The 25,649-nt window shown below is 47.0% G+C and carries 23 protein-coding genes and 1 pseudogene; 1 reads left to right on the forward strand and 23 read right to left on the reverse strand.

The genetic code is table 11. The annotated features are described in order from the left end of the window. Positions 1-9: 9 nt before the first annotated feature. The 12 genes from P0X86_RS17130 to P0X86_RS17185 form a co-directional block, all read right to left on the reverse strand. Positions 10-915, reverse strand: coding sequence for an ABC transporter permease (locus tag P0X86_RS17130; protein WP_277745983.1), 906 nt, complete (start codon positions 913-915; stop codon positions 10-12). A gap of 163 nt (positions 916-1,078) precedes the next feature. Beyond that, positions 1,079-3,346 carry a helix-turn-helix domain-containing protein gene (locus P0X86_RS17135; protein WP_277745984.1) on the reverse strand — a complete coding sequence of 756 codons (2,268 nt, stop codon included), beginning with the start codon at positions 3,344-3,346 and terminating at the stop codon, positions 1,079-1,081. 261 nt (positions 3,347-3,607) lie between these two features. Further along, on the reverse strand, positions 3,608-4,735 hold the full coding sequence (locus P0X86_RS17140; RefSeq protein WP_277745985.1) for a LolA family protein: 1,128 nt from the start codon (positions 4,733-4,735) through the stop codon (positions 3,608-3,610). A 5-nt stretch (positions 4,736-4,740) separates the two neighbouring features. Further along, entirely contained in the window at positions 4,741-6,216 is a 1,476-nt protein-coding gene (locus P0X86_RS17145; protein WP_277745986.1) for a HAMP domain-containing sensor histidine kinase, read from the reverse strand. Further along, positions 6,217-6,951, reverse strand: a complete 735-nt coding sequence (locus tag P0X86_RS17150; RefSeq protein WP_277745987.1) for a response regulator transcription factor — start codon at positions 6,949-6,951, stop codon at positions 6,217-6,219. A gap of 602 nt (positions 6,952-7,553) precedes the next feature. Continuing rightward, the gene (locus tag P0X86_RS17155) at positions 7,554-8,537 is read right to left on the reverse strand and encodes an alpha/beta fold hydrolase (RefSeq protein WP_481858143.1); all 984 of its coding nucleotides are present in this window, start codon (positions 8,535-8,537) and stop codon (positions 7,554-7,556) included. Between the two features lie 174 nt (positions 8,538-8,711). After that, a complete protein-coding gene (locus P0X86_RS17160) occupies positions 8,712-9,458 on the reverse strand; it encodes a MerR family transcriptional regulator (RefSeq protein WP_277745989.1) in 747 nt (248 codons plus the stop codon). After that, the gene (locus P0X86_RS17165) at positions 9,433-10,359 is read right to left on the reverse strand and encodes a DUF2268 domain-containing putative Zn-dependent protease (protein ID WP_277745990.1); all 927 of its coding nucleotides are present in this window, start codon (positions 10,357-10,359) and stop codon (positions 9,433-9,435) included. Before P0X86_RS17165 ends, P0X86_RS17160 begins: the two co-directional genes overlap by 26 nt. 354 nt (positions 10,360-10,713) lie before the next feature. After that, a complete protein-coding gene (locus tag P0X86_RS17170) occupies positions 10,714-11,172 on the reverse strand; it encodes a DUF2269 family protein (RefSeq protein ID WP_192571737.1) in 459 nt (152 codons plus the stop codon). Positions 11,173-11,186: 14 nt separating this feature from the next. Beyond that, positions 11,187-11,915 carry an NAD(P)-dependent oxidoreductase gene (locus P0X86_RS17175; RefSeq protein WP_277745991.1) on the reverse strand — a complete coding sequence of 243 codons (729 nt, stop codon included), beginning with the start codon at positions 11,913-11,915 and terminating at the stop codon, positions 11,187-11,189. Between the two features lie 270 nt (positions 11,916-12,185). Beyond that, a complete protein-coding gene (locus tag P0X86_RS17180) occupies positions 12,186-12,518 on the reverse strand; it encodes a winged helix-turn-helix transcriptional regulator (RefSeq protein ID WP_096773909.1) in 333 nt (110 codons plus the stop codon). A 361-nt stretch (positions 12,519-12,879) separates the two neighbouring features. Beyond that, the gene (locus P0X86_RS17185; protein ID WP_277745992.1) at positions 12,880-14,649 is read right to left on the reverse strand and encodes a glycoside hydrolase family 2 protein; all 1,770 of its coding nucleotides are present in this window, start codon (positions 14,647-14,649) and stop codon (positions 12,880-12,882) included. A 136-nt stretch (positions 14,650-14,785) separates the two neighbouring features. Here P0X86_RS17185 and P0X86_RS17190 point away from each other — a divergent pair, with 136 nt between their 5' ends. Beyond that, positions 14,786-15,577: a helix-turn-helix domain-containing protein gene (locus P0X86_RS17190; RefSeq protein WP_277745993.1), complete on the forward strand. Its 792-nt coding sequence runs from the start codon at positions 14,786-14,788 to the stop codon at positions 15,575-15,577. A 215-nt stretch (positions 15,578-15,792) separates the two neighbouring features. Here the strand turns inward: P0X86_RS17190 and P0X86_RS17195 are convergent, their stop codons facing one another. The 11 genes and pseudogenes from P0X86_RS17195 to opp4C all read right to left on the reverse strand — a co-directional run bounded on the left by P0X86_RS17195 (position 15,793) and on the right by opp4C (position 25,620). Then, a complete protein-coding gene (locus tag P0X86_RS17195; protein ID WP_096773911.1) occupies positions 15,793-16,803 on the reverse strand; it encodes a phytanoyl-CoA dioxygenase family protein in 1,011 nt (336 codons plus the stop codon). 103 nt (positions 16,804-16,906) lie between these two features. Further along, positions 16,907-17,797 carry a helix-turn-helix domain-containing protein gene (locus P0X86_RS17200; RefSeq protein WP_277745994.1) on the reverse strand — a complete coding sequence of 297 codons (891 nt, stop codon included), beginning with the start codon at positions 17,795-17,797 and terminating at the stop codon, positions 16,907-16,909. A 376-nt stretch (positions 17,798-18,173) separates the two neighbouring features. Then, a complete protein-coding gene (locus P0X86_RS17205) occupies positions 18,174-18,518 on the reverse strand; it encodes a DUF1048 domain-containing protein (protein ID WP_015735592.1) in 345 nt (114 codons plus the stop codon). A 9-nt stretch (positions 18,519-18,527) separates the two neighbouring features. Further along, positions 18,528-18,875 carry a DUF1048 domain-containing protein gene (locus tag P0X86_RS17210; RefSeq protein ID WP_096773913.1) on the reverse strand — a complete coding sequence of 116 codons (348 nt, stop codon included), beginning with the start codon at positions 18,873-18,875 and terminating at the stop codon, positions 18,528-18,530. Between the two features lie 2 nt (positions 18,876-18,877). Beyond that, positions 18,878-19,090 (reverse strand): annotated as a pseudogene (locus P0X86_RS17215) (hypothetical protein). Between the two features lie 348 nt (positions 19,091-19,438). After that, positions 19,439-21,007, reverse strand: a complete 1,569-nt coding sequence (locus P0X86_RS17220; protein WP_277745995.1) for an iron chelate uptake ABC transporter family permease subunit — start codon at positions 21,005-21,007, stop codon at positions 19,439-19,441. 6 nt (positions 21,008-21,013) lie between these two features. Then, the gene (locus tag P0X86_RS17225; RefSeq protein ID WP_277745996.1) at positions 21,014-21,565 is read right to left on the reverse strand and encodes an OsmC family protein; all 552 of its coding nucleotides are present in this window, start codon (positions 21,563-21,565) and stop codon (positions 21,014-21,016) included. Between the two features lie 113 nt (positions 21,566-21,678). Continuing rightward, positions 21,679-22,629 (reverse strand): ArsR/SmtB family transcription factor, encoded by a 951-nt coding sequence (locus P0X86_RS17230; RefSeq protein WP_277745997.1) that lies wholly within the window; start codon positions 22,627-22,629, stop codon positions 21,679-21,681. A gap of 154 nt (positions 22,630-22,783) precedes the next feature. Beyond that, positions 22,784-23,749, reverse strand: a complete 966-nt coding sequence (locus tag P0X86_RS17235; RefSeq protein ID WP_277745998.1) for an ABC transporter ATP-binding protein — start codon at positions 23,747-23,749, stop codon at positions 22,784-22,786. Continuing rightward, a complete protein-coding gene (locus P0X86_RS17240) occupies positions 23,742-24,728 on the reverse strand; it encodes an ABC transporter ATP-binding protein (RefSeq protein WP_277749049.1) in 987 nt (328 codons plus the stop codon). Before P0X86_RS17240 ends, P0X86_RS17235 begins: the two co-directional genes overlap by 8 nt. A 7-nt stretch (positions 24,729-24,735) precedes the next feature. After that, the gene (gene opp4C, locus P0X86_RS17245; protein WP_228468988.1) at positions 24,736-25,620 is read right to left on the reverse strand and encodes an oligopeptide ABC transporter permease; all 885 of its coding nucleotides are present in this window, start codon (positions 25,618-25,620) and stop codon (positions 24,736-24,738) included. Between the last annotated feature and the right edge of the window lie 29 nt (positions 25,621-25,649).

Genomic DNA, 25,649 nt, shown 5'->3' on the forward strand with positions numbered 1-25,649 from the left:
CCCTCCTTTCTACCAAAGACTTGTTTCGGTCAGCTTTTTCGCAATCCGGTTGACGGTTACCAGCAGGATGAAATTGACGACGGAATCGAATAAGCCTACCGCTGCGGAGAAGCTGTACTGGCTGCCGAGCAGCCCCGTCTTATAAACGTAGGTGGATATGACCTCCGACGAGTCCAGATTCAACGAGTTTTGCATCAGGAAGGTCTTCTCGAATCCGACCGTCATGATGGAACCGAGCTGCAAGATGAGAACGATGATGATCGTCGGCAAGATCGAGGGAATATCGATGTAGCGAATTCGCTGCAGTTTATTCGCGCCATCGATGATGGACGCTTCGTGAAGCCCGGGGTCCACGCCCGCCAATGCCGCCAAATAAATAATGGCTCCCCAGCCCGCACCCTGCCATACGCCTGATAGCACGTGCAGCGTTTTGAACCATTCCGCCGAGCCGAGAAAAAACACGGGATCCCCGCCCAAACCGATGATGAGATGATTGATTAATCCCGTCCTTGGGGACAGAAAGATAGTTAGCATCCCAACAATGACCACAGTCGATACAAAATGAGGCGCGTATGTTACCGTCTGAACAAAGCGCTTAAACCTTTGATGGGACAGCTGATTCAGCAGCAGCGCAAGAATGATCGGAATTGGAAATCCGAGAGCCAATCCGTATAAGCTCAATCCGAGCGTATTTTGGATCAACGTCCAGAATTGGAAGGAATCAAAGAACCTTTGGAAGTGCTCGAAGCCGACCCACGGACTTCCGAGGATTCCTCGGGTCGCCATAAAATCTTTAAAGGCTATCTGCACGCCGTACATCGGTATATATTGAAAGATCACGAAGTACGCAAGCGTAGGCAGGAACAACAGATACAGCTGATAGTGCTTGCCCATTTTTCTCAGGAATAACTTCATCCTTCGTATCACCCCCTCTCTGTACACCGACTTTATAGGCTTCCAAGGGGGGTGTAAATAAACCGTTTATGTACGGCATCAACCGGAAATGACAACGGAATTAACGCTATCTTGCGCGGGTGACGGATATAATTGACCGGATTTGACCTACATATGCAAGCGTTTACAAATACTTGTTTTTCATGGAACGGTAATCGCCCGGCGTCATACCTTCCTGTTCCTTGAACTTCCTGATGAACCCGGATACGCTGCCGTATCCGATCTGGTCCACGACTGCCTGCAGACTTCCTTCTCCATCCTTCAACAGCTCCTTCGCCTTCTCCATGCGCAGCCGGTTCACATAGTGAGAGATGGTGACGCCCGTCTGCTCTTTAAAGTAACGACTAATGTATGAGGCCGACATTCCCAGCTCTTCAGCCAGATTTTGCACGGAAAATTGCGTTGATCCGTAATGGGTTTCGATGTACGCCTTCATTTTTTCCATGGGCTCCCGGTTTCCGCTTTCCTTGCGGGCGTTCAATATATGGCGGATATCAGCGGAGATCTCTTTCACCAGATCAATCAGCTCATCCACCGTTTCAAATTCCGTCAGTCTCACCACGTCCGGATAGCGTTCGGCTTGTGTCACCTCGTCCAGCTCCATCTCTTCCAAAATCGCAAGAATGACATTGATTAAATCAAAGCATATGCACTTGACCATAAACAGTGGAAGCTGCTCTTGCCTAATCCGGTCCGTCAGCTGGCGGAGAAAGGCTTCGATCCCAGGAATGTCGCTCTGATAGATATACTCTTTCAGCTGATTCCATTGGCTTTTGGAGTAGGCGTAACGGTTCATCTCGGACCCGGACACCGCCTCACGGAACAGAATTAAATTGCCTTTTCCTTTGATCAGTCTGTAATTTAATGCGCCGCAGGCTTCGATATAAGATTTGCCCAGCTCGCCAATCTGCGTGTAGGAGTTACCAACCCCGATCGTAATATCCGTGCCAAGCATCCTGCTAAGGTACTCATGCATGCTCATCAGATGCTCTTCCATTGCCTCAACCGTTTCGTCCGTCCCCATTACCAAAATCAGCTGCTCAGTCTCCAGGCCCTCGATTCCGAAAATCTCCGTATGAGGAGGAAACGCCTCGCGCCATTCGTCGGGGAGTCCTGCCAAAGACAATATTCCGTGATTCTTCGCAAACAGAATGACCATGACCGTAAAATAACGGCTCTCCAGATGAATGCCTGGCAGCTCTCCCTTTCCTTGCAGGTCCCCCTTGCATTGGTACGCGCCTTTGAGCAGATTCAAGATCAGGTAGTATTGCAGCGCAGGGCGGCTTCCTTCGATTCTCCGGTTCAATTCCTCATTGTTCTCGGACATGACATCCAGCGCCGATCGGATCGATTCGATCTCGCCAAGCTTGCTTCCCGGCGGCGTACTTACTTTACTGTCGGCCAGCCTCTTCAGCATCCGGATCGGCTTGTAGTTCATATGGGTGGCGAAGAAAATAAGGATACTGCCAATCAGCAGAAGCAGCAGAAGCGCATAAAATGTGTGGTTCTTGGCATCCTCCACCTTTTGCATAACCGTATCCTTATCGACCAGGGTCATGTACGTCCAGCCGAACTTATCGGATTTGTCCTGAAAGACGAAATAGGTCCGTCCTTCGAAATTCAGCGTTGACCGTTCCCGGCCGTCGGCATGCAGCTGACTTAGCAGCAAATCGGCCTCTCCCGGATCCATGAGACGGGACGAGGTGATAAGCTCCCCTTTCTCATCTAAAATCAGCGTATTGCCCCTCGTTTCTTCAAACTTTTTTTTGATCAATTCCTTGAACCGGTTTTCATTGATCAGGTAAACGACCGTGCCGAACGAATCGGATTGATTCGGGCCAATCGGCATGATGTAGGAAATATAGCGCTCAAGTCCTCCGGTGGCTGTTCTTACATTTTCGGATGCTCGTACATAAGGCAAGAAAGCAGCATTGATATCCCGTTGGAATTGCTCTGGGTCCCATTCTTCAAACCTGTAAATTTTATCCGTAAAGCCGGCGGCGTCATACGTGCTGTAAGGAGAGTACACTTTATTGTGTCCGTGGAAATATAAGAGAAAATTAGAAATGAAGGTATTGGCGCTCACGTAATTTCGCAACTGGGAAATGGTATCGAGCTCGGTGAAGGGATTTTTCGTAACCTGATAAGGGGTCAAGCGGGGGTTGCCCGAAATATGGAAGGCGATATTATGAAGCTCTGTCATCTTCGTGTCTACGTTTTCTTTTACTTGCGAGAGCAGATTCAAATTGCTCCTGGTAACCTCTTCCTCCAGCAGCTGAATGAAATACTGATATACAAAAAAACCGACCATCATTACCGGAAGCAGCAAAATAACGGCATAGGATAGGACGTATTTGTACAGCAGTCTGGAATTGAATCGCCGCAAGGCCATTAGCGTTCCCCCTCTTCTCGTCTATAGAATTTATTATCATTGTAAGTATATGGCCGCAGAGATGTAAATCCTCTTGGCTGTCCATAAAACGACGAAAAAGATTGCAATAGCATGTCCAAGCCAAATAAAAGTAGCCGAAGAATTTTTTTGCCAAGCTTAAGGACAAATCTGTGTAACCTGCCCGATGACCGTTAAAATATTGAAAGGCCCGACATCCATAACAGTCGGACCCTTCATTTTTTTTCGTTAAATGCGAACAGATTATTCTGGTTTAGCTGTCAGCTGGTCTGCCCATTCAAGAAGCTGATCAAGCTTGGTTCTGGCGTCCTGCTGCATAGCCATCAGAGTGTATCTCAGACCGCCCTCATCCCAGCTGATGGCGTTGATTTCTTTCATGTAGAACCCTTTGTGTCCTCTAACCGTCACCTGTTGGCCAAACTCTCCGTCATGAGCGTCGTTCCCTGGCGATTTGAATACGGACAGGCTTAAAGGAGTCTTCCCTTCCTCCACGTAATTGATCATCACTTCGGTTCGATCCAGTTCTCCGCCGGTTTCAAACATTTCGACGGAAATTGGTTTGAAACTTTCGTCACGTAGCTGCATGAACGTTTGACCTAAAGCGGCCTCTGCATCTTCGACCGTCACTGTTTTCGGACCGATGTCCTCCATCGAGATCGTTTCGGCGGTCTCAGGAATGTCCAGCTTAAATGTATCGGCTGTAAATTCCGGAGTCACATCCAACAACGTATAGGCAAACTCTGTCGTGATATCTCCCGTAGTGATCTTGGATTTAACGACCATCCAGTTTTTAGCGTTCACCCAATATTCCTGAGAACCAATCAATGTGCTTTTATCCTCTTCAATCGGTGTCGCCTTAATATGATATACATCGTTTCCAAGCCAGTTCTCTTTTCCTACCGTTTCAATGGCGTGGGTGCTCCGCATGCGCTCAAGCTGGCGTAGCATTTTCTCTTTTGGAGAGCTTTGCAGGCCCCCGTTCTCCACGGCATTCATGATGTAAGCCGAATTTCTGGCTTCTTCATAGACGATAATTTTTTTCCCGTTATTCACCGACACGCTTTTACCGCTTGCCTGCGAATCGACCTCATTACGGTTATTTCCGTTCTCTGCGTCATACCATTCCTTGATCGACATGGATTCCGTTTTCTTACCTCCTTCGAAAAGGTTCATCTCGGCTTCCGCATAGTAAGAGAAAGGCTTGTTATTCTCTTCAATAGCTTTTTCTACCATTTCTTCCCCCGTATAAGCCAATGCTTCTCCTGTCTGACAGCCCGTGATCAGCCCCCCTGTCAGAAGTGTTGCCGCGAGCAAGCCAATCGCATGTTTTCTTTTGAACCGGTTTCTAACCCTTTTCTTTGTCTGTGTCATGTTCTCTACTCTCCTTTTTCTGAAATAGGCAATTCGCAGATGACGAGCGTTCCGTAGGGTGCCTCCGACAAAAGCATGATCGTTCCTTGGTGTCGTTCAATTACCATTTTAGCAATGGTCAAACCAAGGCCGAAACTGCCTGAACCCGCTTGATTTCTGGAAGCTTCCCCTTGATAGAATGGCTCGTACAGCATAGCCTGAATTTCCATGGGGATGTGTTCTCCCTCGTTCTGAATCAACAGCAGAACCTTCCTGCCTGTTTGATTGAATTGCTGTTGCACAGCAGACTTAAACGGTGGAAATATCCACTCCGGAACCTCAAAATCCGAGGATACTCCGCCGAGGTAAAGCTTTCCCCCTTCTGGCGTATATCGGATGGCATTGGAGATCAGGTTATCCATCATCCGCATGATCAACTGAGGGTCTAATTCCATTTCGCCGTTTACTGCAAGCATGGATTCCACATGGATGTTTTTAACCGAGGCCAGTGGGTCATAGCCCTCCAGCAGCATTTCTAGGAATTCGGTACTGTCTACCTTGACACGCTTTTCCTTTGTAACTTTAGATTCCAGGGAAGAATACAAATTCAAATCATCCAGCATATGCCGCATCCTGTCAGCCTGTCCAATGATGAGCGCAAGGTAATCCTGGCTTTCCTCTCTTGTTAACCCTAGTGTACCGAGTTCTTCGGCATAGGCCCGAATAGAAGTAAGCGGTGTTTTTAAATCATGGGAAAGAGCGGCCGTCATAAAAGCTTTCTCTTCTTGCTGCTTGGAGAGCTTTTTACGGGAAGCTTCAATGGTCCTTCTCATGTCCCCGAATCGATCCATGAGCTCCCCCATCTCGCCGCCTCGATGTATAGTCTCAGGCAACGGCTCTTCCATCGCAAAGGCCCTCATTTGTTTCGTGAGTATGCGCATTGGCTGAATCAGCTTGCGCCGGGTGAGAAACAGGATGGTAAAAAACAAAGCTGTTATAAAGAGACCTAAGATGCAAGCTACCCATAGCGTCCGGTGCCTGACCCCTTCCCTCCATTCCTTCCTGGCCAACGTGATCTGGTAGATTCCCACAAGTTCTCCATCTTCAAATACAGGTTTTTTCATGACATAACTTCGTGGGTTGATTTGCATTTCGTACAATTTACCATAAAGGCTCGCATTGGTTTGAAAAAATTCGGTATACTCACGGTCAACCATCGATGAGTAAATATGCACGCCGTTTGAACTAAACAACTCAATCTTTAAGGCATCACTCGTCAAAGCGTTCAACTCATGCTCATCCGGGATAAAATTAAAATGAAAGAGTTCAGGATTCTGTAAATGAGCCTCTGCTGTGGCGATCTCTTTTGACGCTGACATATAATCGGCGAACGAACGTTGTTCATCAAGTTTTCCAATAAGATTGTACAGTATGATTCCGGCTCCAAGGGGAAGCAGCATGAGGACAAGAAAAGCGATAAGCAACCATGTTCGAAGCTTCATTTATGACTCACCGATGAAACGATAACCGCTGCCCCATACCGTTTGAATGTAGCGGGGAGATCGGATATTTTCGTTGAGCTTCGCTCTCAGACTCTTTATGTGCACGGTAACCGTGTTTCCGCCATCCATCGCTTCCTGCTGCCAGACATGTTCATAGAGCTCGTTTTTAGTGAAATGCCGCCCTGGATGGGTAGCAAGCAGCAGCAGCAGAGACCACTCCTTACTAGTAAGTGTCAGCAGTTCATTGTCATATACAGCCTGCTTCAAAACAGGATCGATGGTGAATCCGCCCCGAAAAGATAACAGGTGAGACTCCTCATCCCTGTCTCCTTGGTATTTTCGGAACTTTTTCAAGTGGGCCTCCACCCTTAAAGAGAGCTCCGTCAAGCTGAAGGGTTTGGTGATATAATCATCCGCTCCGAGTCCAAAAGCTCGGACTTTACTCTCGTCTTCGCTCCTCGCACTCATGATCAGCAAGGGAACTTCGCTTTTTAGCCGGATGTTTTTGCTCAGCGTAAAACCGTCCATTTCAGGCAGCATCAGATCCACCAACACGAGATCATAATCTCCGTTGCAGAAATCCTTCCAGCACTCCAGCCCCGTTGTTGCCCACGTTACCGAATAATTCTCACGGCGCAGATGATCTCTCACGATTCTGGCTATTCCGGGGTCATCCTCAACCATTAACAAATTCCCCTTATGCTCTTGATTTTCATCGTTGCTCTTCGTCTCCATGTTTTTGTTTCCTCCCCTGCAATTCATTCTAGGATATTTTTCAGTCGGGTCTAAAAATTTTATATATTCTTTATAAATCCAACAGTTGATTTATGTAAGAGCGTATAAACGATATGAATTAATCTCCCTTTCTTATAGAAGTCTGCATCTTGTCTTAAAAGGTGACGGAGTAGAGGTTCAAGCTTTTTTTTGAAAAATAAATTATATTATTTATTGCCCTGTCACGACAACCATTCCTACCGGATTTCTTTTTAGCTCTTGACCTACAGGGGACCATTTGGTCGCTTCTGGTCTTGTTCCAGGAAGGACCATGTTCTTGTCCTTGACTGGGGACACGAACTTGTACCTTAAAAAGCCAAAAAGCCGCTAAAATAGCGACGTTTAATGGAATCATGTGTTGTCCCTCTCCCGAATTTTCATAATCAGTGGGCAATGTAGGGTCCAAAGCGGCAATTCCTGTTATTGAACGCTATCTTTGACAGCTAATCATGGTTTCTTCATTTGAAAAGAGAGCAGTTGCTGGTGCAATCTGCTCCTTTTCATTCAACTCGTTCAAGTTCATTTTTGATTATGCAATCGCTCTACACCATAATGGGATCTAATTATTTTATTCCGTCCGTAAAATCCCTTATTTTTTCAGAGATTTCTTTTGGATGAGAACGATATAAATAATGTCCCGCATCCAATAAAACCATTTCTCCATGTACAGATTCCTCTATTTGCTTCTCATGCTCGGGGATCCATCGGTCCGTCACAGGGTGCTTCGCTTGGACAAAGAAAAGGATAGGTAAATTGGGAGGAAAAGTTAGCTGTTCTGCTGCTTTAAAGTTGGAATACATGCTCTCGGCCTCATTTAGTTGCGTGTTGTTATACATGTTTTTGCGTATCAAAATGTTCAATTGTTCTTTGGTTTGTTGATCATACGGCAGTCCTTCATAAGGGTCAGCGCTTAGTTTCAATTGTAACCGGGCGAAGCCCAAGTTGCGGAACCATTTAACCGGTTCTGTGTCTGACGAATCAATCTTCTGTTCGTTCAATGACGGAACGCTGCTATCCAGCCCGATAAACGCACGCACTTCATCTGGATATTGGTTCACATAATCCAGACTATAGAGCCCCGAAATGGAATGAGCCATAAGGACATAACGATTGATCTGCAGACTTTGTAACGCTTCATGAATTTCACTTTCGATATTTGCTGTACTGCGCTCCTTCTTGGTTCGATCGCTCAAACCGTAACCAAAAGGTTCAATCACCACCACTTTATAATAAGGGATTAACTCTGATATGAGCGGCTTAAAATCAAGTGCAGGTGCCGCTGTTCCATAACCGGGAAGAATCACAATGGTTTCTTCACCTTGACCTTGAATGAAAACATTCATCTGTTTTCCATCTACAGCTACATGCTGACCATATGGCTCCATTCTTTTTTGTTCTGAATGACTGCTGATTTTATTTACGGTACACACGGTGGCGATAAAAAGCAGGATGGCTATAACTGCTGCGACGATTACTTTAAGCAAAATATGTAGCACTCTTTTTGGTGTAGTACGATTCCTTACTTCCTTTCCTGCTCGTTGCGTCAAACTCTTCAGCTCCTTCTTGTCTATCTGTACAATGGCCATGGGGTCCGCTAATGCAAGTCTAGCCGACCAAGATGTCCTCTCAATGAATGCGATATGAACGGAGCATGAACAATTTTTCGACAGTCGTACCCATAAAATAAAAAAGCCGCTAAAATAGCGACTTTTAATGGGGCATTACCGATTGATATGATGCATAATTGCACTGTAAAGAAAATCTGCAAAATCCTCATGGCTATATTGATTAAAATAGTTTCTGAATCGTGCATCGAATTTGTAGGTCTTGGCAATGCAAGTCAGTAATTCTTCATCACAAGTCATGAATTGCATTAGATTTTTTTTCCACTCCTCGATTAATCGCTGAACTTCATAGGAAGAAGGATCCTGATCGACTAAAACCGCAATTTGTTTGAATATTTCTTCCATGGACTGAAAACGTTCCTCTTTTTCATCGAGTGATAATGTATCCAACGTTTCATTAAACTCTTGATACGTTTCGGTTTCACCATAAATGAATTCGGCTTCATTTGCATATTGTTCTTTCAATGGCAGAACGGAAGAATTATTAAAAATACGCAAATTGCTAATATCATTCCCCGAAACGTATTCCTCTAGCGCGACCATGATGGTTTCTAGTCTTTGTTTTCTTGATTGTAAGGTTTGCCTCTGCTTCTTTAATATTTGTTTTTGCTCTTGTCGGGTCAGCTTTAAAATGTCCGCAATTTCTTTCAAGGAAAAATCCAGTTCCTTTAAGAATAAAATCGTCTGAAGCTTTTCCATACTGCTTCGTTCATATAGGCGATACCCTTTTTCCGTCAGGTGTGTCGGTTTGAATAAATGAATTCGGTCGTAATAATGCAGGGTGCGAGCTGTAATGCCGGTAATCTGAACGATATCTTTAACTGCTAATAATGGTTTCTTCATTCCAATACTCTTCTACTTCTTCTAGTATTTGAGCGGCGGGCGTTATGGTGGCTTCGAAAATCGTTTTCCCTGTTCTTCGTAAATAATATTGGATTAAATGATATCCGCAAGCGTATCCGGCACTATAAGGCATGTTGACGGGTTTAGAATTTTGAAGTTTTGCGATCTCGTCACCGTAAAGATACGGAGCAATTTGATCAAACCCGGTTAATTGCAATTGCTCTCTAAGCACAGGCTTTATGCGCCTGTTAAGCGTTTCTGCGTTTGTTTTCGTTACCCAAGGACCGAGCAATTCTTCTCCAAACATAAATGTAGCATAGTTTTCGGCCAATCCTTCACTTACAATTAACTCGCCCAAGTTAACGGTGTGATCCCACTGAATATATTGATATCGCACATTATGGTTGCATTCGTGCGCCAGGGCAGCTTTCATTCGAGGAATCGTGTACTCATTTGGCAAGATTGTACCCCAGATAAACCCGGGAATACCCCCAAAACCGCTATATCCTTCGTTTATGATTAAGGCACGGCTTTCCGGATTCCCTAATTGAATGGTAAACAAGTATTCGGAGACAGGGAGGTTAATTTCATGCTCTACAAATAAATGCAGGCTTTTCTTTACAGCATGCTCGCACTCTAACCAAAAAGATTCGGACGATATCAGCTCGATCTCTGCCGAAATCTGAGAGGTAATTTGATCGGGGGATCGATGCATCATACTATTGAACGTAAGAACGTCAAAACCGTTCGCCTCCTCGGCTTTAAAAGGAATCTGTTGAATTTGCCATTGTTTCATAAAGGGAGCCATCATTTCGCTTCTGAATAATTCAAGCTTTTCTTCGGGCCGAGCTTGGGCCACTTTTTGATAAATATGATCGGATCTCAGTGATTGAATCTTCATTTCTCTCACTCCTAGTTATGGATTCATTGAGAAATTATGCACTATGACCTAACGTCATAGTCAAGAACTTTTATCCGGCTTTTGGTACATCTTCCGCTAAATCGAGAGAAGACATAACACTCCATCATCATATTTTAAAAAAAGTAACCAATGAAAGGTCGACTTTAGCTATATTCATTTATTATCTCCTCAGCCTTACGGTCCGTTGGCGGTTCATCTATCCAATATAGCAGCGTGCGAATAACTGATTCTTTTTCTGGGAAGTGATGGAGAAAGACTTCAGACTGCTCGTGAAGACTTGTCGTCCAAATCTGAGAACGCACCATCACCATGGAATAGTATGTTCGAATGAGTTTAAAATGGCTTTACGACCATAAGCACCAATATGGCAATCATCATCAGCTGTGCTGCCGTCTCAATGGGGACGATCTTTTTGATCAGCAGTCCGAACTCGGCGGGTATTTCATGACTCTGGTCTTGATTTTCAGATATGAGCTTGATGATCTTTTTCAAACGCGGCTCGATCCATCCGTCGATGAGGACGATCATGAGGAGCGATAAAAGGATGGACGCATTCAGCCACATTTGGGATATCCCCATCTTGGTTATGATCATAAGCCAAACCCCGGTTACAATAAGCAGAATGCCGCCCATTTTAGGTATGATAGCAAGTTTGGTCGTAATACCAAAAGTAAAGTGCAGCTGGCCGACGGTTCTAGCGGATCTTCGAATGATGGGCATTACGAAAGCGGGACCAATGATGGCGATCGTAGCCAATATATGCAAAACGAGCAGTAATCCAAACAAACCCATGCTCCCCCTTCTCCTCAGCGCACCGAAATCTTGCTTTGATAGGCTAGCCCGACCCTTTTCCTTTTAAATGCTCCTCCGAGCTCAAGATGGTTGAGCATACACATTACAACATCGTCATAAGCAACATTGAGTTCTTGAAATCGGCTGAACAAATGACCGGCTATTTCTGCCTCGGAATATTCCTTGATCGTCTCCGACATCGGAACGGGCAAGGTTTCCGCTGTTACATGTAGATGAACCGGATCTGGATGCTCTCTTGAATCCATCATGGTTCCCGGACACATCATGGACCAATCGAGCCCAGTCCGTTGCAGCCTTTCGAAATTCAGGTTGTGATTTTTATACTCGGGTGGGAAGCCGGGTAAATGGTTGCCAATCAGATCGGTATATGGAATATCCAGCAGACCGGCTCCTCCCATGACCCATACCCGCCCAGAGAAACTAGGCTCCAATTCACATTGGCTTATGATATTATCGACGATACGAACAAACTCTTCCCCCTGTCCCGCATGACCGGCCGCAATAATAGCGGCGTCTTGATGCGCAAGCGCCTCGCTGACGCACACTGGGTTCAACATATCGTCCACGATCACCTTCACATGCTTTGCGGAAGGCTCACCTAGTTGATCATAAAGCTTCTCGGAATTCCGCACAAACGCGGTCATTTTATGCCCCATTTTTATTCCTTGTGCCAGCACTCTTTTCCCCGTATTCCCCGTCGCTCCAAAAACAATAATGTTCATTGTTCTTTCCTCCTCTTTAACGGCTCCAATATTTGGTTGACTCAAGCTTAGCATCGCTTCGAAAAGATGTTAAGAACCCACTTTAAAGTAGGGTGCTTACTTAAAAGTAAGCTTCACAGAAAGAGAACCCATATTGTGCGCGGAGGTCGGGACGATAAGAAAAATCTTGTGGCAGATTGTGCGGCTGTAGACGAAAAAAAGCTGCCCGGAATTCCGTGGCAGCTTCTGTTATGGGTTGATTGAATTAGATTCGATTTCATTAAATCAGCTTTATGACGCTGACTCTTCATACTTCCGTCTATTATGATTTTCTCCCCAAGCACACATGACTTCTGCTACAGGAATCAATGTTCTGCCGTATTCGCTAAGGGAATATTCAACTTTTGGAGGGATAGCAGGGTAGACCGTTCGGTCGACTATGCCTTCGCGTTCCAAATCTCGGAGATGTTGGGAAAGCATTTTTTGTGAAACATCAGGTATAAGCTTTTCCAGATCGTTGAATCGCTTTGTGGATTCAATCAAATGCCATAAAATCAATGGCTTCCATTTGCCGCCTAAAACATGCAGGAGTGTTTCGACTGGACATTCGCGTTGATGAATCATGGATCAATCATCCCCCTTACTTTTGAGTACGTGTATTATCCGATATTAATATAACAAAATTTTACATTAGGGATACCATCAAGTCAATCAGAAACCATTCTAATCGCCGATGGTATTACTGTTATGACTTGGACATTTATCGGTAATTTGATAATATTAATTGTTTTCCTTGCGGGAACCATACTGGAACGAGCAGTCAAAAGATAACGCCGAGGACACTGGCACCCCAACCTTCCGTGGCTATCCGCGACCGCTTCGGGATTTGTCATTCACCTAGGGTGGACTGCTTGCCATCATTATACAAACCTGCATTATCTTTTGTTTTGTCTTTTCTTAGTACTCTTTTTTCTTCCCTGCTTCCCTACCCCAAATTAATCTCCCGGATCTTTTCCAGCGACACTTTCGGTTTTCGGTCTTCGGTAAGCAGGCCGTTAACCTCATGCTGAACGTCCGTAATCTGCGTATAACAGTAACCGGAGATAAACGGAACTGCTTTAATCGCTCCGGTTATGCTGGCGAATCGCTCCAGGAAAGCTTCCTCACTCTCAACCTGATTGCCGTAACCCCAGCCATGCTCGCTCCTGAATGCAATCCCGCCAAACTCGCTGATGATAATCGGTTGCCCTTTATAACTGTAGCCTTGGGCGAACGCAAATTTCCACTCGTTGTACGCACCGTCGCTACCCGTAATCGCGTCTTTATCCTTGTATGTTTCGTACAAATCTTCGCCACGCTCCACATAATCATGAAGAGTCAAAATATCAGAAATGGTGTGCTCCCATCCATCATTAGTGATGACTGGGCGATAAGGATCAATAGATTTGGTCAAATAATAAATACCTTCCGTAAATTTTTGCTGCCGATCGTCATGGATAATATTCTGAATGCCCCAGGATTCATTAAATGGTACCCAGGTAATAATGCAGGGATGATTGTATTGCTGCTGCACAACTTCAATCCATTCCTTGGTAAAACGTTCCACGGACTCATCGTTATATTCAAAAGCAGCCGCCATTTCGGACCAGACCAGCATACCTTTGACATCACACCAGTATAGGAAACGAGCGTCTTCAATTTTCATATGCTTGCGCAAACCGTTGTAGCCCATTTCGGCGATCGCCTCGATATCTTCGATCAGCGCTTCTTCGGACGGAGGCGTCAGATGACTTTCGTTCCAGTATCCCTGATCCAGAATCAATCTTTGGTAAAGGGGAATATTGTTCAGAAGAATTTGTCCGTCTCGGATCGAGATTTTGCGCATGCCGAAATATGAACCCACCCGGTCGATCTCCCGTTCTCCTTCATACAGTACAAACTCCACATCAAACAGATTGGGATTGCCTGGAGACCACACGTTCTGCAGCCATGGCCCGTTGATGCCGTTCATCATGCTTGTTTCCACCGTCAGCCAGGCTCTGTCCACCGAAAGGCTCAGCTTTCTTACCGTTTCGCCTTTAAATGTGATTTCTGTCTCCAGCCGGAGATCTTTTTTGTTTTTCGTCCCGTTAAAGCGGAAGTCGAACCGAATCATTTGGCGGTCGATGTCCGGTGTCATTTTCACCTTATCCAAGCGGGTGTCATGGACATGTTCGAGCCAGACGCTTTTCCAAATGCCTGTCGTCTGCACATAAAACGAATCATGATTCCGTCCGGCCCAACGCTGTTTGCCCCGAGGCTGCAGACAGCTATCGCTGTCTTCCACTTTCAGCACAATTTCATTTTCGGCGTCTTGCTTGAGGAGGTCGGTAATATCCAATGAAAACCGAGCATACGCCCCTTCATGCTCCCCCGCAAAACCACCGTTCACCCAACAGGTAGCTTTATAATCCACGCCTTCGAAATGTAGGATCGTTTGTTTCCCTTCCGCTTCTGGGGAAAGTGTCAGTTTTCTGCGATACCAAATCTGCGCATGGAATGTCTCCTCGCCGATCCCGCTCGCCTGGGTTTCATAGGTAAAGGGAACGTTTATTTTTTGTGCAGCGGGAAAATGGTCCATAAAGCGTTCTGCAACACCGGCTTTTTCATCATCGAAACAGAAATCCCACGCTCCGTTCAGATCCAGCCACTGGCTCCGTACAAATTGGGGTCTCGGATAGTTTTTTATATAAAATTTCGTAGCTGCTGTGGGCATTTTAGCACCTATCCTCTCTCTAATGACTGAAGTATAATCTGTATTTCCTATCACAGATTACTATCTTGTTTTAAGAAAGAAAATGATTTATCCTATCCAATGACTGATCTATTATCCTTTATAGGAGTGGAATTCATTGATACATCTAAACCGATGTGGATATAACGTGATTCATCCCGAAGGCTTCACTGTTGACCGCCCGGACGGCTCCGGGGATTACGTCTTTTTATTCTTCCGAAGCAAAATGGAGCTTAAAGTTCATTCGCAGGCTGTATTTGTTGAACCTAATACCTTTATTATTTTTAACAAAAACAGCCCGTATTTCTACCAGCATGCTGAACAACCTCTGGTCCATGACTGGTTTCACTTTGATATGGAGGAGGCAGAGGCTTTTTTTGATCGGCTGAATCTCCCTTTAGATACCTTAATCAAAGCATACGACCCCTTCTATATTTCCAGAAAAGTGAATGATATTCATTGGGAGAATCTGCAGAACGGAACCTTCCGAAATGAGATCATCGATTATACCATTCGCTGCCTGTTCATGAAGCTTAGCGATATTCGAAATCATTTGGAGCCACACCATCAGATTAGTAAATACTACGATCAGTTCCTGAAGCTGAGAAATGAAGTTTTCAATTCTCCTTCTACTTGGTATACGGTCGAGTTCTTGGCGGACAAGATGAATATGAGTCGGTCGTATTTCCAGCATATGTACAAACAAATCTTTGGCATATCGGTAATTAACGATATCATCCTTAACAGACTAGGATATGCCTCTTATTTACTGAAGAACACTTCGTATGCGATCAGCCATATTTCTGGAATATGCGGTTATGAGAACGATGTACATTTTATGCGGCAATTTAAAAAATACGTAGGACTAACTCCGAGTGAATACAGAGGAAGGGCTGATGGTAGGCAATAATTCTATTTTCTCTCCTCATTACTTCAGAAAAGGAATCAACCTGCGCGTATTGTACAGTGTTTTCGAGGCAAATAATCAACGCGATTTGTGACTCGATGCAGACAGAAACGGACTAGCTTATGGTCGAACGCTAGTCCGTTTCTGCTTGCAAAATAATGAGTCCCTCAGTTCAAGCATTGAACTGAGGGACTTTTCCTCTTATGCTATTTTCACCTCTAATCCTGTTCTTTTTTCACCTGTACGACAGGCAGCATCATGCCGTCATCCATGCCCATCAACGTCACGCTGGATGATTCGGGTATCTCATCGTGCTGCGTAATATCTACCGGGGTATCAAAAATCGGTTCCGCATAAGCAAGATGCGTCCGGCCTCGCGCCAATATCTGGCGGTAATTCCCGCTTTCGCCTTCATAACCGTCATGGTCCCACGGAACGAACGACCGAGCGTTACAATAATGGCACACATAGGAGCGGCGATAACGGTCCTTCGTTCGGTTCCGATATGAACGGTGGAACAAATGGGAATCAAAGAACAGCACATCTCCAGGCTTCATTCGCACTGGAATGGGGGCCGGATAATTGGACACCACTTTGGATAACGTGTTGACCTCATCGTCGAGGTGACTGACATTCTCCACGGAATGGAGATCGGTGAATGCTTCTTTAGCATGAACACTGCCGCCGTTATCCCCTGGCGGTGGGTAAATCGGTTCGTGATTGGAACCGGGAACGACCCACAAACACCCATTCTCTTCATCGGCATCCTCCAGGGCAATCCAGGCTCCGATTAGTGTGTCGGGATGGGTCTTGATGTAATATGCATCCTGATGCCAACCTTGCCCCCCTTTTCCCGGAGGGTTAAAGAACATCATCGATTGCAGAGCATAGACATCGGGCCCGATAAGCGCCTCAAGCACATCCAAAATCCGGGGATGAAGCATCAGCTGCTCCCCTTCCGGATGGACGCGGGAGATCATATGAACCCTCGTTTTCTCGGCAAACTCCGATTTGAGAGGGTCCTTATCTTCCGTAGATGCCTCTTCACGTTTCCCCTCATGTTCAATCCGCAGTCTCTCTGCCCACGCTGCATAATGCTCTATTTCTTTCGGATCCAACAGTCCTTCAACAATTAGGAAACCATCTCTGTGATAGTGCTTGTATTGCTCTACCGTTACATAATAACGGCCTTCTCTTAGTTTGGCCTTAGGTACATAAGTCTGCCCCATGCTGATCCCTCCACAAGAATTGATTACCTTAAGTGTGAAGGATTCCGAAAGCGTTCTCAATGGAGAGGACACGGAAAACGGTGGACTGATTTGATATCCGTTATCATGTCCGTTCCTGATTCAGAGCGACAAAATGCCGGTTCAAGGGATAAGCGGACTCTTCTTCGGTCATGGCCAAATGACGAAATAACGGATCCGCAAAACGATCGCGGAATTCCACGGCAGTGACACCGCGTGTCCGTTTGAACATGCGTGAGAAATAGTGCTCATCGGCAAACCCGACATCGTAAGCGATTTGTTTGATCGTTCGCTCCGCTTGGATTAATAGCTGTTCCGCTCTACGTAGACGGCGTTCCAGCAAAGCCTTCTGGGGAGGGATCCCAATCCAGCGGACAAACATTCGGGTAAAGTGCTCATGAGTCCAGCCGGAACTGCCCGCAATCTCTTCAATGGTAATTTGGTGATGAAGATGTTGTTCCATATAATCCAATGCCTTGATAATCGGGGCAGGCAGGTTCATGGAAGAGAGTGAATCGTCTTCATCGATCGCCTGCCATTCCTCCAGAACGCTCAGTAGCAAAATGGCTCCTCTTCTCTGCCAGCCGCGGGGTTTTACATGCACAATTTTGAGCATTTGTTGCAACAGGGAGGGAACAAGACTCCCCCCGGCAATCACCGACCAGTCCTGGCATTCCCCTGGGCTATCGTCCTGTCTGCAGAAGGTTTCCCGGAATGCTGCATGTTCGAAGTGGACATATAAATGCCTGGTGGGAACGAGCGGATCAAACCGGTACCTATGCGGCTCTCCGGGACAGGTGAATACAATGCCGGGCCGATCCAGCAGAAATTCACCCCGGTCGTTTTCGTAAACGGTACGGGAGCCCGTCGGAAAGAATACCAATTCGAAATCATCAATCGTTCGCACCCCCAGAACGGATCCCTTGTTAACGGTGATATCCCCCATGACATGAAGTGCGGGCAGCGTTAGCGACAACGTATAACCTCCCATTCCTTCCTTTTGTTCTACATAATATGACGCAGGCACAAGTTATAAGTTCCATTTAAAACGGTTTATATGCTACACCACTTAACTCGTATGAGTAAGGAAATAACTGCCGAAAATCATATGGACGATCTTTTTGCCAGTATGACGACGGGAATCAAGAAGGGACAAAAAGCGAAAGGAACTAGCATTGGCCAGCTCCCTTATATACGTCTAACAAATAAAGCCGACTATCGTTCGAATTTCAAAGTCATCATATTCCTGTCCTCTGATTTACTCTTCGCCAAAACTGTTTATAGTTCCGCATCCCGGGATGGCTATTTGTGCATGAAACTTCAATTACTGTTTCCATCCCGATATCCCACTTTTACTTTGTTTTATCCGTAATCTTTTTTATGGCCTTGCTTTGGTCAAATGATTCTTGATAGATATCAGCGTAAGTTTTTGAATCTTTGATAAGATCGTCGCAGAAAGCCGCTACGTCACTGCCCGTTACTTCGAGTACGCCTTTTCCCACGGCCGCGCCCTCTTCAAAAAGATCGATAATCCCCGAGAGCAAACCCGTCCCGTCGGTTAGTTCAACAGGGCCGACCTTAAAGAGATATTTTTGAATCTCTTTATAAACAATCTGATAATCTTTCGGGAGTGCTTTGACACGCGCCACATGCGCTCGCCACTCTTTTTTGCCTTCGATGATATCTTGTATTCTCATGTTATCCTCCTATTTACCTAATTTTTTAGCGATATTATTGTTGAGCTGCTCGCGCCACTTGTCACGAAAAGACTTTGCTCCTTCTTCGCCGGCCAGCGCTGAACAGAAACCTTTGATATCGTTACCCAAAACCTCTTGGACATTCTGACCTTCCGCCGCCGATTCTTCGAGCAAGCCAAGCACGCCGTCAAGAATTGGCATGAGGTTGCGACCGGTGAAATCGGAGTGAGGCCAAAGATTGGCATTAATTTCATTCCATGCAGCTCGATAATCAGCCGGCAGCTTCTTGGCTCGTGATTCAAAAGTTTTAAATTCTTTAGTCATGTCGCTGCCGGTGATTTTTTCCCAAAAATTCATGATTAATTCTCCTTTAACTCGTCTATTGTTGATGATACGAACTCCCATGTTTCCCAGAACCTTTTCAGCTCCGCGCTCCACGTACACCCTTCCCTCCACAACACGGAAGTTCAGTCGCTGCGTGATTTCGTAGCCGTAGGTTTCAATGCGGCATATAATTCCAAGGACACACCTTCAAGCATCCCTTTGAGCAATTCCGTTAGGTTTTCCAGCACAATTACCGCTGGCTATTCTGTAGCACTGGTATGAAGTGTTACTTACTACTTCTATAAAGTAACACGTAGTAGTTGGTTTGTCAATTGCATTTCCTCTGACACGGATATTATATGTTCAACAATCCTGGCCGTTGGTAGAACAAAGGCAGCCGATTTTATGAACGGCTGCCTTTTTGTCTTCGATTGAACTAGTTCTGCTAAAGGCATGGCGATAGTTCCTATATACTAACGTTCCTCCGGCTAATTTTCATATAAGATAAGAAAGTCCCTCCACTTTCTCTGTTCTGGGAACACGGCTATGAATCCACTTCGCTTGCTCAGTTGCACGCTGCCATTACTCAACTGATCTCAGGACCAGCCGGATCGGTTTATAAGGTAAGTTACAAGTTCATCGTCGAAGACGATGCCGAAACCCGGCGTGGCCGGAACATGAATCTCTCCGTTTTCGATTCGATAGCCTGATACATCCATTCCTTCAATCGTGATGTCGTCATATTCCACAAATTCGAAGTTTCGCACCGCGGCTGACAAATGTCCCGACGCGTAAATGCCATAAGCATTGCCGTAACAATGCGGCGCAGACCGCAAACCATGGGCATCCAACTTCTCGCCTAATTCCATCCAATGCGTGAAACCAGGCCAAATGATATCGTACTGCAGTACATCAACACGGCCGCGAGTCGCCCACTCAATAAGATGAGGGGAGGCAAGCCCTTCCCCATCCGCGATAAGCACATTCTGCCCACGTTGCCCGAGCCATTCCTTCAGGTCCTCGTACAAGGCTTCATCCTCATGAAACGCTTCTTCCAGCCAATACAGATTCACATCCGATAAAGCCGCCAAGACCTCTTTGGTTAAGTTCAAATTATAGGCATTATTCGCATCGATCATGATCTTGCCTGCGGGACCTGCCACTTCCGAGATCCCGCTCACGATTGCAATATCTCGTTTCGTCCCTTCCCAGAGCGGCATATGGCGTCCGCCTCGGCCAACCTTAATTTTAAAATGGCGTTGGCCTTTCGCATAACCTTGCATCGCTTCTTCCTGCATCAGCGCGACCGCTGCCCTCTCATCGACCAAATGCAAATCGTCGAAGTATAGAGAGGTATCATAGCAGGGGACAACCAATGGGGCTCCCTTTTCCAGGTGGGCACCGGACACTAAGTCATACACTGGTTTGCCTTGTCTCTGTCCTATCCAATCGAGCACAGGGTATTCCAATTGCAATCGATACGCTTCGCGCAGTCTGCCCCGGTCATCGAATAAATCAAGCAAACGGCGGCCTATTATGTCTTCGGCCCATTCCGGTGTCATATGAATCGAACTGCCGTAACCTGTTTGACCATCGATCGTAATTCTGGCGATATCCACTGTGCAGCCTTTGCCATGAACGCCGATTCTGCCATTGGCCCCCGCGCTTCTGGCTCGTTCACCCGTTAACTTGGCGAATTCGATCTTTTCCACTTTCCAGTCAGATTGTATACCGGTAATGTTCATACGATCCTCCTTAACCGACTCGAACGGTTTCTTGTCCGGATTTGATTCGTAAGTAGAATACCATATCATAGAATTATACTGTGAGTTGAACATTGATATTCGCACGAATAAGCCGCCACGAATCGTATCGTGACGGCTTATCCTTTTAGCTATTTGCGGTCCATTCAGGCCGATAAACCCCACGGCTCCGACCAGAACGACCGATGATCCGGCAAGTCCCACGGCAATGAGAAGCAGCCATAGGCGTTGTCGCTGCACAGCCGCGCCGATGCCGGTTGCGATCCCTTCCCCAAGCGTGTGAATGTTCAAATGGCGGGCATTCAACCAGATGATCCCGCCGCAGAGCAACGTCCAAGGCATCAGTGTTAGCACCTGGTTCCAGGTAGTTTCATATACGCTGCCGGTTAGGCGGAATTTCATTCATTTCTAGAGGGAAGAACCCTCTGGCTGTCCGGCAGGCGATCGATGCACCACTCCACCGGAGATCGATTGCGGATATTTCAACAGGTTGTAAATCGGACATACGCGTTCAACCTCTTTATGAAGATCGGCGATGGTTTCAGCGGATTCTTCGGATACGATGTAAATGTTATATTCGATATTATGCGGATAGATAGGAATATCCTCGTATCCCGGTTTGCCGGCAAGCGGGTGCAATTGACCGGTGACTTCGACTTCAAGGGATTCCAGCGATACGCCTCGTTCCGCTGCCTGAATCAACGTAATATGAGTCAGGCAGCTGCCTAGCACGCCAAGCTGAATTTCGGGTGATGAAGGACCGAGGCTATATCCGGCATAATTCTCGGGACTGTCGCTGATGATTTGGAAGTCGCGTATGCGTATTTCACGAACGCCGCTGCGGCCTTTCGCTTGTACCTTGGCCGAATAAGTATTCGGCTTAGGGTCTTGCTCCGCTTGAGAACGCAGGGCCTCCGCCGCCGCTTTCTTTTGCGCTAAATATTCATTTAATGTAGTCATCGTATCTCGCTCCTTTAAAATATTCATGATTTTAACGAAAAAAGACACAGCTAAGCAGTTTATCTCTGCTTTAAGCTGTGTCTCCGACGATTCGGTCAACACTCGTTGCTCGGTTATACCATTTCATCAACGGGATTGGATAATAGGCTAGGGTTCATTCCCAAATAATCGAAGAGCCCCTGTTCGATTTGTTGAATTCGTTCCACTCTTAAACTATAGGTCGATACCGTCTCCCCGACGACATGAACGTTGAGCAGCCCCGCGCAGCGCAAATTGAAAATATGGTCATGCGTTATGCCTTTGGATATGCCGAGGTGACGAACCACTTCGATAAAAGTGCGCGGTTCGCTGCGCAAAAAGTGCAGGATTCGCAAACGACTCTTCTCGCTCAGGCTGCGGAGCAGCCGGTATAAATGAAGCGACGGCTCATCTTCTTCCTCGGAATGCGGCTCGATCCTGGAGGCATAATGGCAGAGGGTCAGGCTTCCGTACGAGTAAAAGATATTGCCGGGCTGAAAATGGTAATGCGGAATCAGAACCAGCTTCTCCAGCCCGTTCACCGGCTCGAAACAAAACCCGTTCGTCAAGGCTGCCGCCTTCTCGTAAGCTTCAAATTCATTCCATTCCGTCTTCTCTTCCGCTTCGGTACGCAAAGCCGTGACGATCTCCTGGTCGATATGCTTAAAATAGACTTCGTTCCATTCAGACAGCATCCGATGCTGCCGGTCTCGTACCGCGCCGAAATCTTCGGGAAACGTCTGGACATACGGCGACAGCACGGCATAAAGTTCGCCCAACGTGAGTTTATGCAGCCAGGATAGAAAATCTTCGACGCTATTCTTGTTCGGGGACACATAGGCCAGAAGATGAAGCAGCTTCCATTCCAAATCGATTCCGGTCTGTTCCAGTTGATCGGCGAATTCTGAAGACAAGGATGCATGTACATTCTGAGTCCAGTCAGGACCAAGATCAATCCGTTTGTGCCAGCTTTTGCAAAGATACGTATGGAGGCTGTTGATCAGTTCGTTGACGGGACTGAACGATAATTCCAATTGATAGGACAACAAGTTGCACTCCTTCTTTGACCTGTTATGACGGACTGAATGCCGTTAATTCAGCAAACGTCTCGTTCATATTGTACAACATTTGGCATCGGACGACACAGCCCAAGGCATATCCTCAATGTGTTATAAAATGATCTGAAAATGGCGTGCCGCTTCAAACGAGATGACAAGCCACGTAATGATCGTCCCCCACGTTTCGGAGCTCGGGCACGACCTCCCTGCACTGCGCCAAGGCATATGGGCAGCGTGTATGGAACTTGCAGCCGGAAGGCGGATGGGCCGGACTTGGAATATCCCCTTTAAGTACGATTCTCTCCCGCTTCAGCCTCGGAACCGGGACAGGGATCGCCGATAGCAATGCTTGCGTATAAGGATGCAGCGGACGGCTGAACAGTTCGTCACGCGAAGCCATTTCCATCATGGAACCAAGATACATCACCCCGATGCGATTGCACAAATGCTCCACGACGCTTAGATCATGCGAAATGAACAAATAGGTTAATCCGCGGTTATGCTGAAGCCTTTGAAACAAATTGATGATCTGTGCCTGGATGGATACATCAAGCGCAGACACCGGCTCATCGGCGATAATAAAATCGGGATTCAGCACCAGAGCGCGGGCAATGCCGATCCGCTGCCGCTGGCCGCCCGAAAACTCGTGCGGAAACCGATTGTAGTGATAGGCAGATAAGCCGCAAGCCTCCAGCACATCCAATACCTGATTGCGAACCTCGTCTTTTTCGGCCAAACCGTGCTCAAGCAGCGCTTCGCCGATGGCGTCTCCGATGCGGATTCGCGGATTCAGCGAGCTGTAGGGGTCCTGAAAGATAAGCTGCATTTTAGGTCTAAGTTTGCGCATCTCCGATTGGGGAAGCTCGTGAAACGGGATTCCTTTATAAAGGATGTCCCCGCTGGTTTTCTCATGAAGCCGAAGAATCGTGCGCCCGACCGTGCTTTTGCCGCTGCCGGATTCGCCGACCAGGCCGAATGTTTCTCCGGCCCGTATGCTCAAGCTGATGTCATCAACCGCTTTGACATGACCGACGGTACGGTTAAGCAGCCCTGCGGTGATGGGAAAATATTTTTTCAAATGTCGTACTTCCAGCAATGCTTCACTCATGCCGCGCCTCCTCTTCGTACAACCAACAGGCCGTCCTGTGACCGGGCTCCACTTCTCTTAATGACGGCTGCCGGGTTCGGCAGACGGGCATGCAGCTCTCACAGCGATCATGAAAATAGCAGGATTCCGTCAATTCAAGCGGATTGGGAACCTGACCAGGGATGGAGTATAACTGCTCCGAGCGCTGGCCGATGATCGGCTTCGATTTCAACAATCCCTTCGTGTAGGGGTGTTTCGGATGGTCGAAGATCTCCTCGACGTCTCCTTCCTCGACGATTTTCCCCGCGTACATGACGATGACATAATCCGCCATCTCGGCCACTACGCCAAGATCATGCGTGATCAGCAGCATTGACATATTGGATTGCTCCTTGCTTTCCCTAAGCGTTTCCAGCACCTGCGCCTGGATGGTAACGTCCAGTGCGGTCGTCGGTTCGTCGGCGATTAACAGCTTGGGCCCGCACGAGATCGCGATTGCAATCATAATCCGCTGCAGCATGCCTCCCGACAATTGATGGGGATATGAAGCCGCGATTTGTTCCCCTCGGGAAATGCCGACCAGCTCGATCAATTCGAGCGCTCGGGCATAAGCTTGTTTTTTGTTCATTCGCCGATGTAGCATGAGCGGCTCCATGATTTGCTTGCCGATGGTAATGACCGGGTTCAGGGAGGACATCGGTTCCTGGAATATGATCGAGATGTCGTTGCCCCGGATTCTTCGGCGCATCTCTTCTTTGCTGATCTTCAGTAGATCTTTGTCCCCAAATTGGATCCTGCCGTTCACCACCTTCCCGTGCGGCCCTTCAACCAGTCCCATGATCGACATGGCCGTAATACTCTTGCCGCAGCCGGATTCGCCCACGACGCATACCGTTTCGCCTTCGCGGATACGGAAGCTGATATCATCCACCGCTTTGACCGTTCCGGCTCCGGATTCGAAATAAGTGCTTAAGTGATTGATCTCGATTAATGAATTCATCATCCGTTCACCTGCTTGTATTCTGTTTAGGGTCGAGTACGTCACGCAAACCGTCGCCGAAAATGTTAATGGCAATGACCGTCAAAAAAATGGCCAAGCCTGGTGGAATCCACAGCCAGGGCCGTTTCTCAAAATCGATGACGTTGTTGGCCGCATCGATCATATTTCCCCAAGTTGGCGTTGGAGGCATGACCCCCAGCCCGAAGAAGCTAAGGACCGATTCCGACAGTATAGCACCACCGATGCTAAGCGTGGCGATGACAATCAGAAGCGGGAAGACATTAGGCAGCAAATGGCGAAACAGCTTCCGTTTATCGCTGAGACCAAGCACGTCGGCAGCCAGCATATACTCTCGTTCCCGCAAAGTCAGCATTTGGCTGCGGACGAGCCGAGCTACGCCGGGCCATCCGATGATGCTGAGCATGAGCATGACCAGATACAGCCGATAGTCGGTCGGAACCTTCCAATCCGACATCAGCGCACCCATGATAAAGAGAATTGGAAGACCCGGAATCGTGAAGAGCAAATCGGCGGTTCGCATGATCAACTGGTCGACTACTCCACGATAATAACCCGAGATGACGCCGAGAACCGTCCCGATCGTCATAGATAGAGCCATGGACGCAAGACCGACCGTGAGCGATATTCGGCCTGCTTGCAAGAGTCGGGTCAGCACGTCGCGGCCGAGCAGGTCCGTTCCGAGCCAATGCTTGCCGCTTGGGGGCTTGTGCATCATGGCAGGATTGATTTTGCCATCCGCATACGGCGAGAACAACGGACCGATAAAGCATGCGACAAACATCAACACGATAAAGGCGAAGCCGGCTACGGCCAGCTTATTTTTCCTAAGTTGCCGAGTGGATTGCTTCCACAGGGAGTCTGGAACATCCATTCTTCGGGCGGCTTTTCCGGCTTGACTTG

The organism is Paenibacillus sp. BR1-192 (assembly GCF_029542445.1).
GTDB classification, from domain to species: domain Bacteria; phylum Bacillota; class Bacilli; order Paenibacillales; family Paenibacillaceae; genus Paenibacillus_AQ; species Paenibacillus_AQ lautus_A.

Coding starts and splice junctions, on each gene's coding strand:
- P0X86_RS17130 (WP_277745983.1), bottom strand. CDS start 915: ATGAAGTTATTCCTGAGAAAAATGGGCAAGCACTATCAGCTGTATCTG.
- P0X86_RS17135 (WP_277745984.1), bottom strand. CDS start 3,346: ATGGCCTTGCGGCGATTCAATTCCAGACTGCTGTACAAATACGTCCTA.
- P0X86_RS17140 (WP_277745985.1), bottom strand. CDS start 4,735: ATGACACAGACAAAGAAAAGGGTTAGAAACCGGTTCAAAAGAAAACAT.
- P0X86_RS17145 (WP_277745986.1), bottom strand. CDS start 6,216: ATGAAGCTTCGAACATGGTTGCTTATCGCTTTTCTTGTCCTCATGCTG.
- P0X86_RS17150 (WP_277745987.1), bottom strand. CDS start 6,951: ATGGAGACGAAGAGCAACGATGAAAATCAAGAGCATAAGGGGAATTTG.
- P0X86_RS17160 (WP_277745989.1), bottom strand. CDS start 9,458: ATGAAGAAACCATTATTAGCAGTTAAAGATATCGTTCAGATTACCGGC.
- P0X86_RS17165 (WP_277745990.1), bottom strand. CDS start 10,359: ATGAAGATTCAATCACTGAGATCCGATCATATTTATCAAAAAGTGGCC.
- P0X86_RS17170 (WP_192571737.1), bottom strand. CDS start 11,172: ATGGGTTTGTTTGGATTACTGCTCGTTTTGCATATATTGGCTACGATC.
- P0X86_RS17175 (WP_277745991.1), bottom strand. CDS start 11,915: ATGAACATTATTGTTTTTGGAGCGACGGGGAATACGGGGAAAAGAGTG.
- P0X86_RS17180 (WP_096773909.1), bottom strand. CDS start 12,518: ATGATTCATCAACGCGAATGTCCAGTCGAAACACTCCTGCATGTTTTA.
- P0X86_RS17185 (WP_277745992.1), bottom strand. CDS start 14,649: ATGCCCACAGCAGCTACGAAATTTTATATAAAAAACTATCCGAGACCC.
- P0X86_RS17195 (WP_096773911.1), bottom strand. CDS start 16,803: ATGGGGCAGACTTATGTACCTAAGGCCAAACTAAGAGAAGGCCGTTAT.
- P0X86_RS17205 (WP_015735592.1), bottom strand. CDS start 18,518: ATGAGAATACAAGATATCATCGAAGGCAAAAAAGAGTGGCGAGCGCAT.
- P0X86_RS17210 (WP_096773913.1), bottom strand. CDS start 18,875: ATGAATTTTTGGGAAAAAATCACCGGCAGCGACATGACTAAAGAATTT.
- P0X86_RS17220 (WP_277745995.1), bottom strand. CDS start 21,007: ATGAAATTCCGCCTAACCGGCAGCGTATATGAAACTACCTGGAACCAG.
- P0X86_RS17225 (WP_277745996.1), bottom strand. CDS start 21,565: ATGACTACATTAAATGAATATTTAGCGCAAAAGAAAGCGGCGGCGGAG.
- P0X86_RS17235 (WP_277745998.1), bottom strand. CDS start 23,749: ATGAGTGAAGCATTGCTGGAAGTACGACATTTGAAAAAATATTTTCCC.
- P0X86_RS17240 (WP_277749049.1), bottom strand. CDS start 24,728: ATGAATTCATTAATCGAGATCAATCACTTAAGCACTTATTTCGAATCC.
- opp4C (WP_228468988.1), bottom strand. CDS start 25,620: ATGGATGTTCCAGACTCCCTGTGGAAGCAATCCACTCGGCAACTTAGG.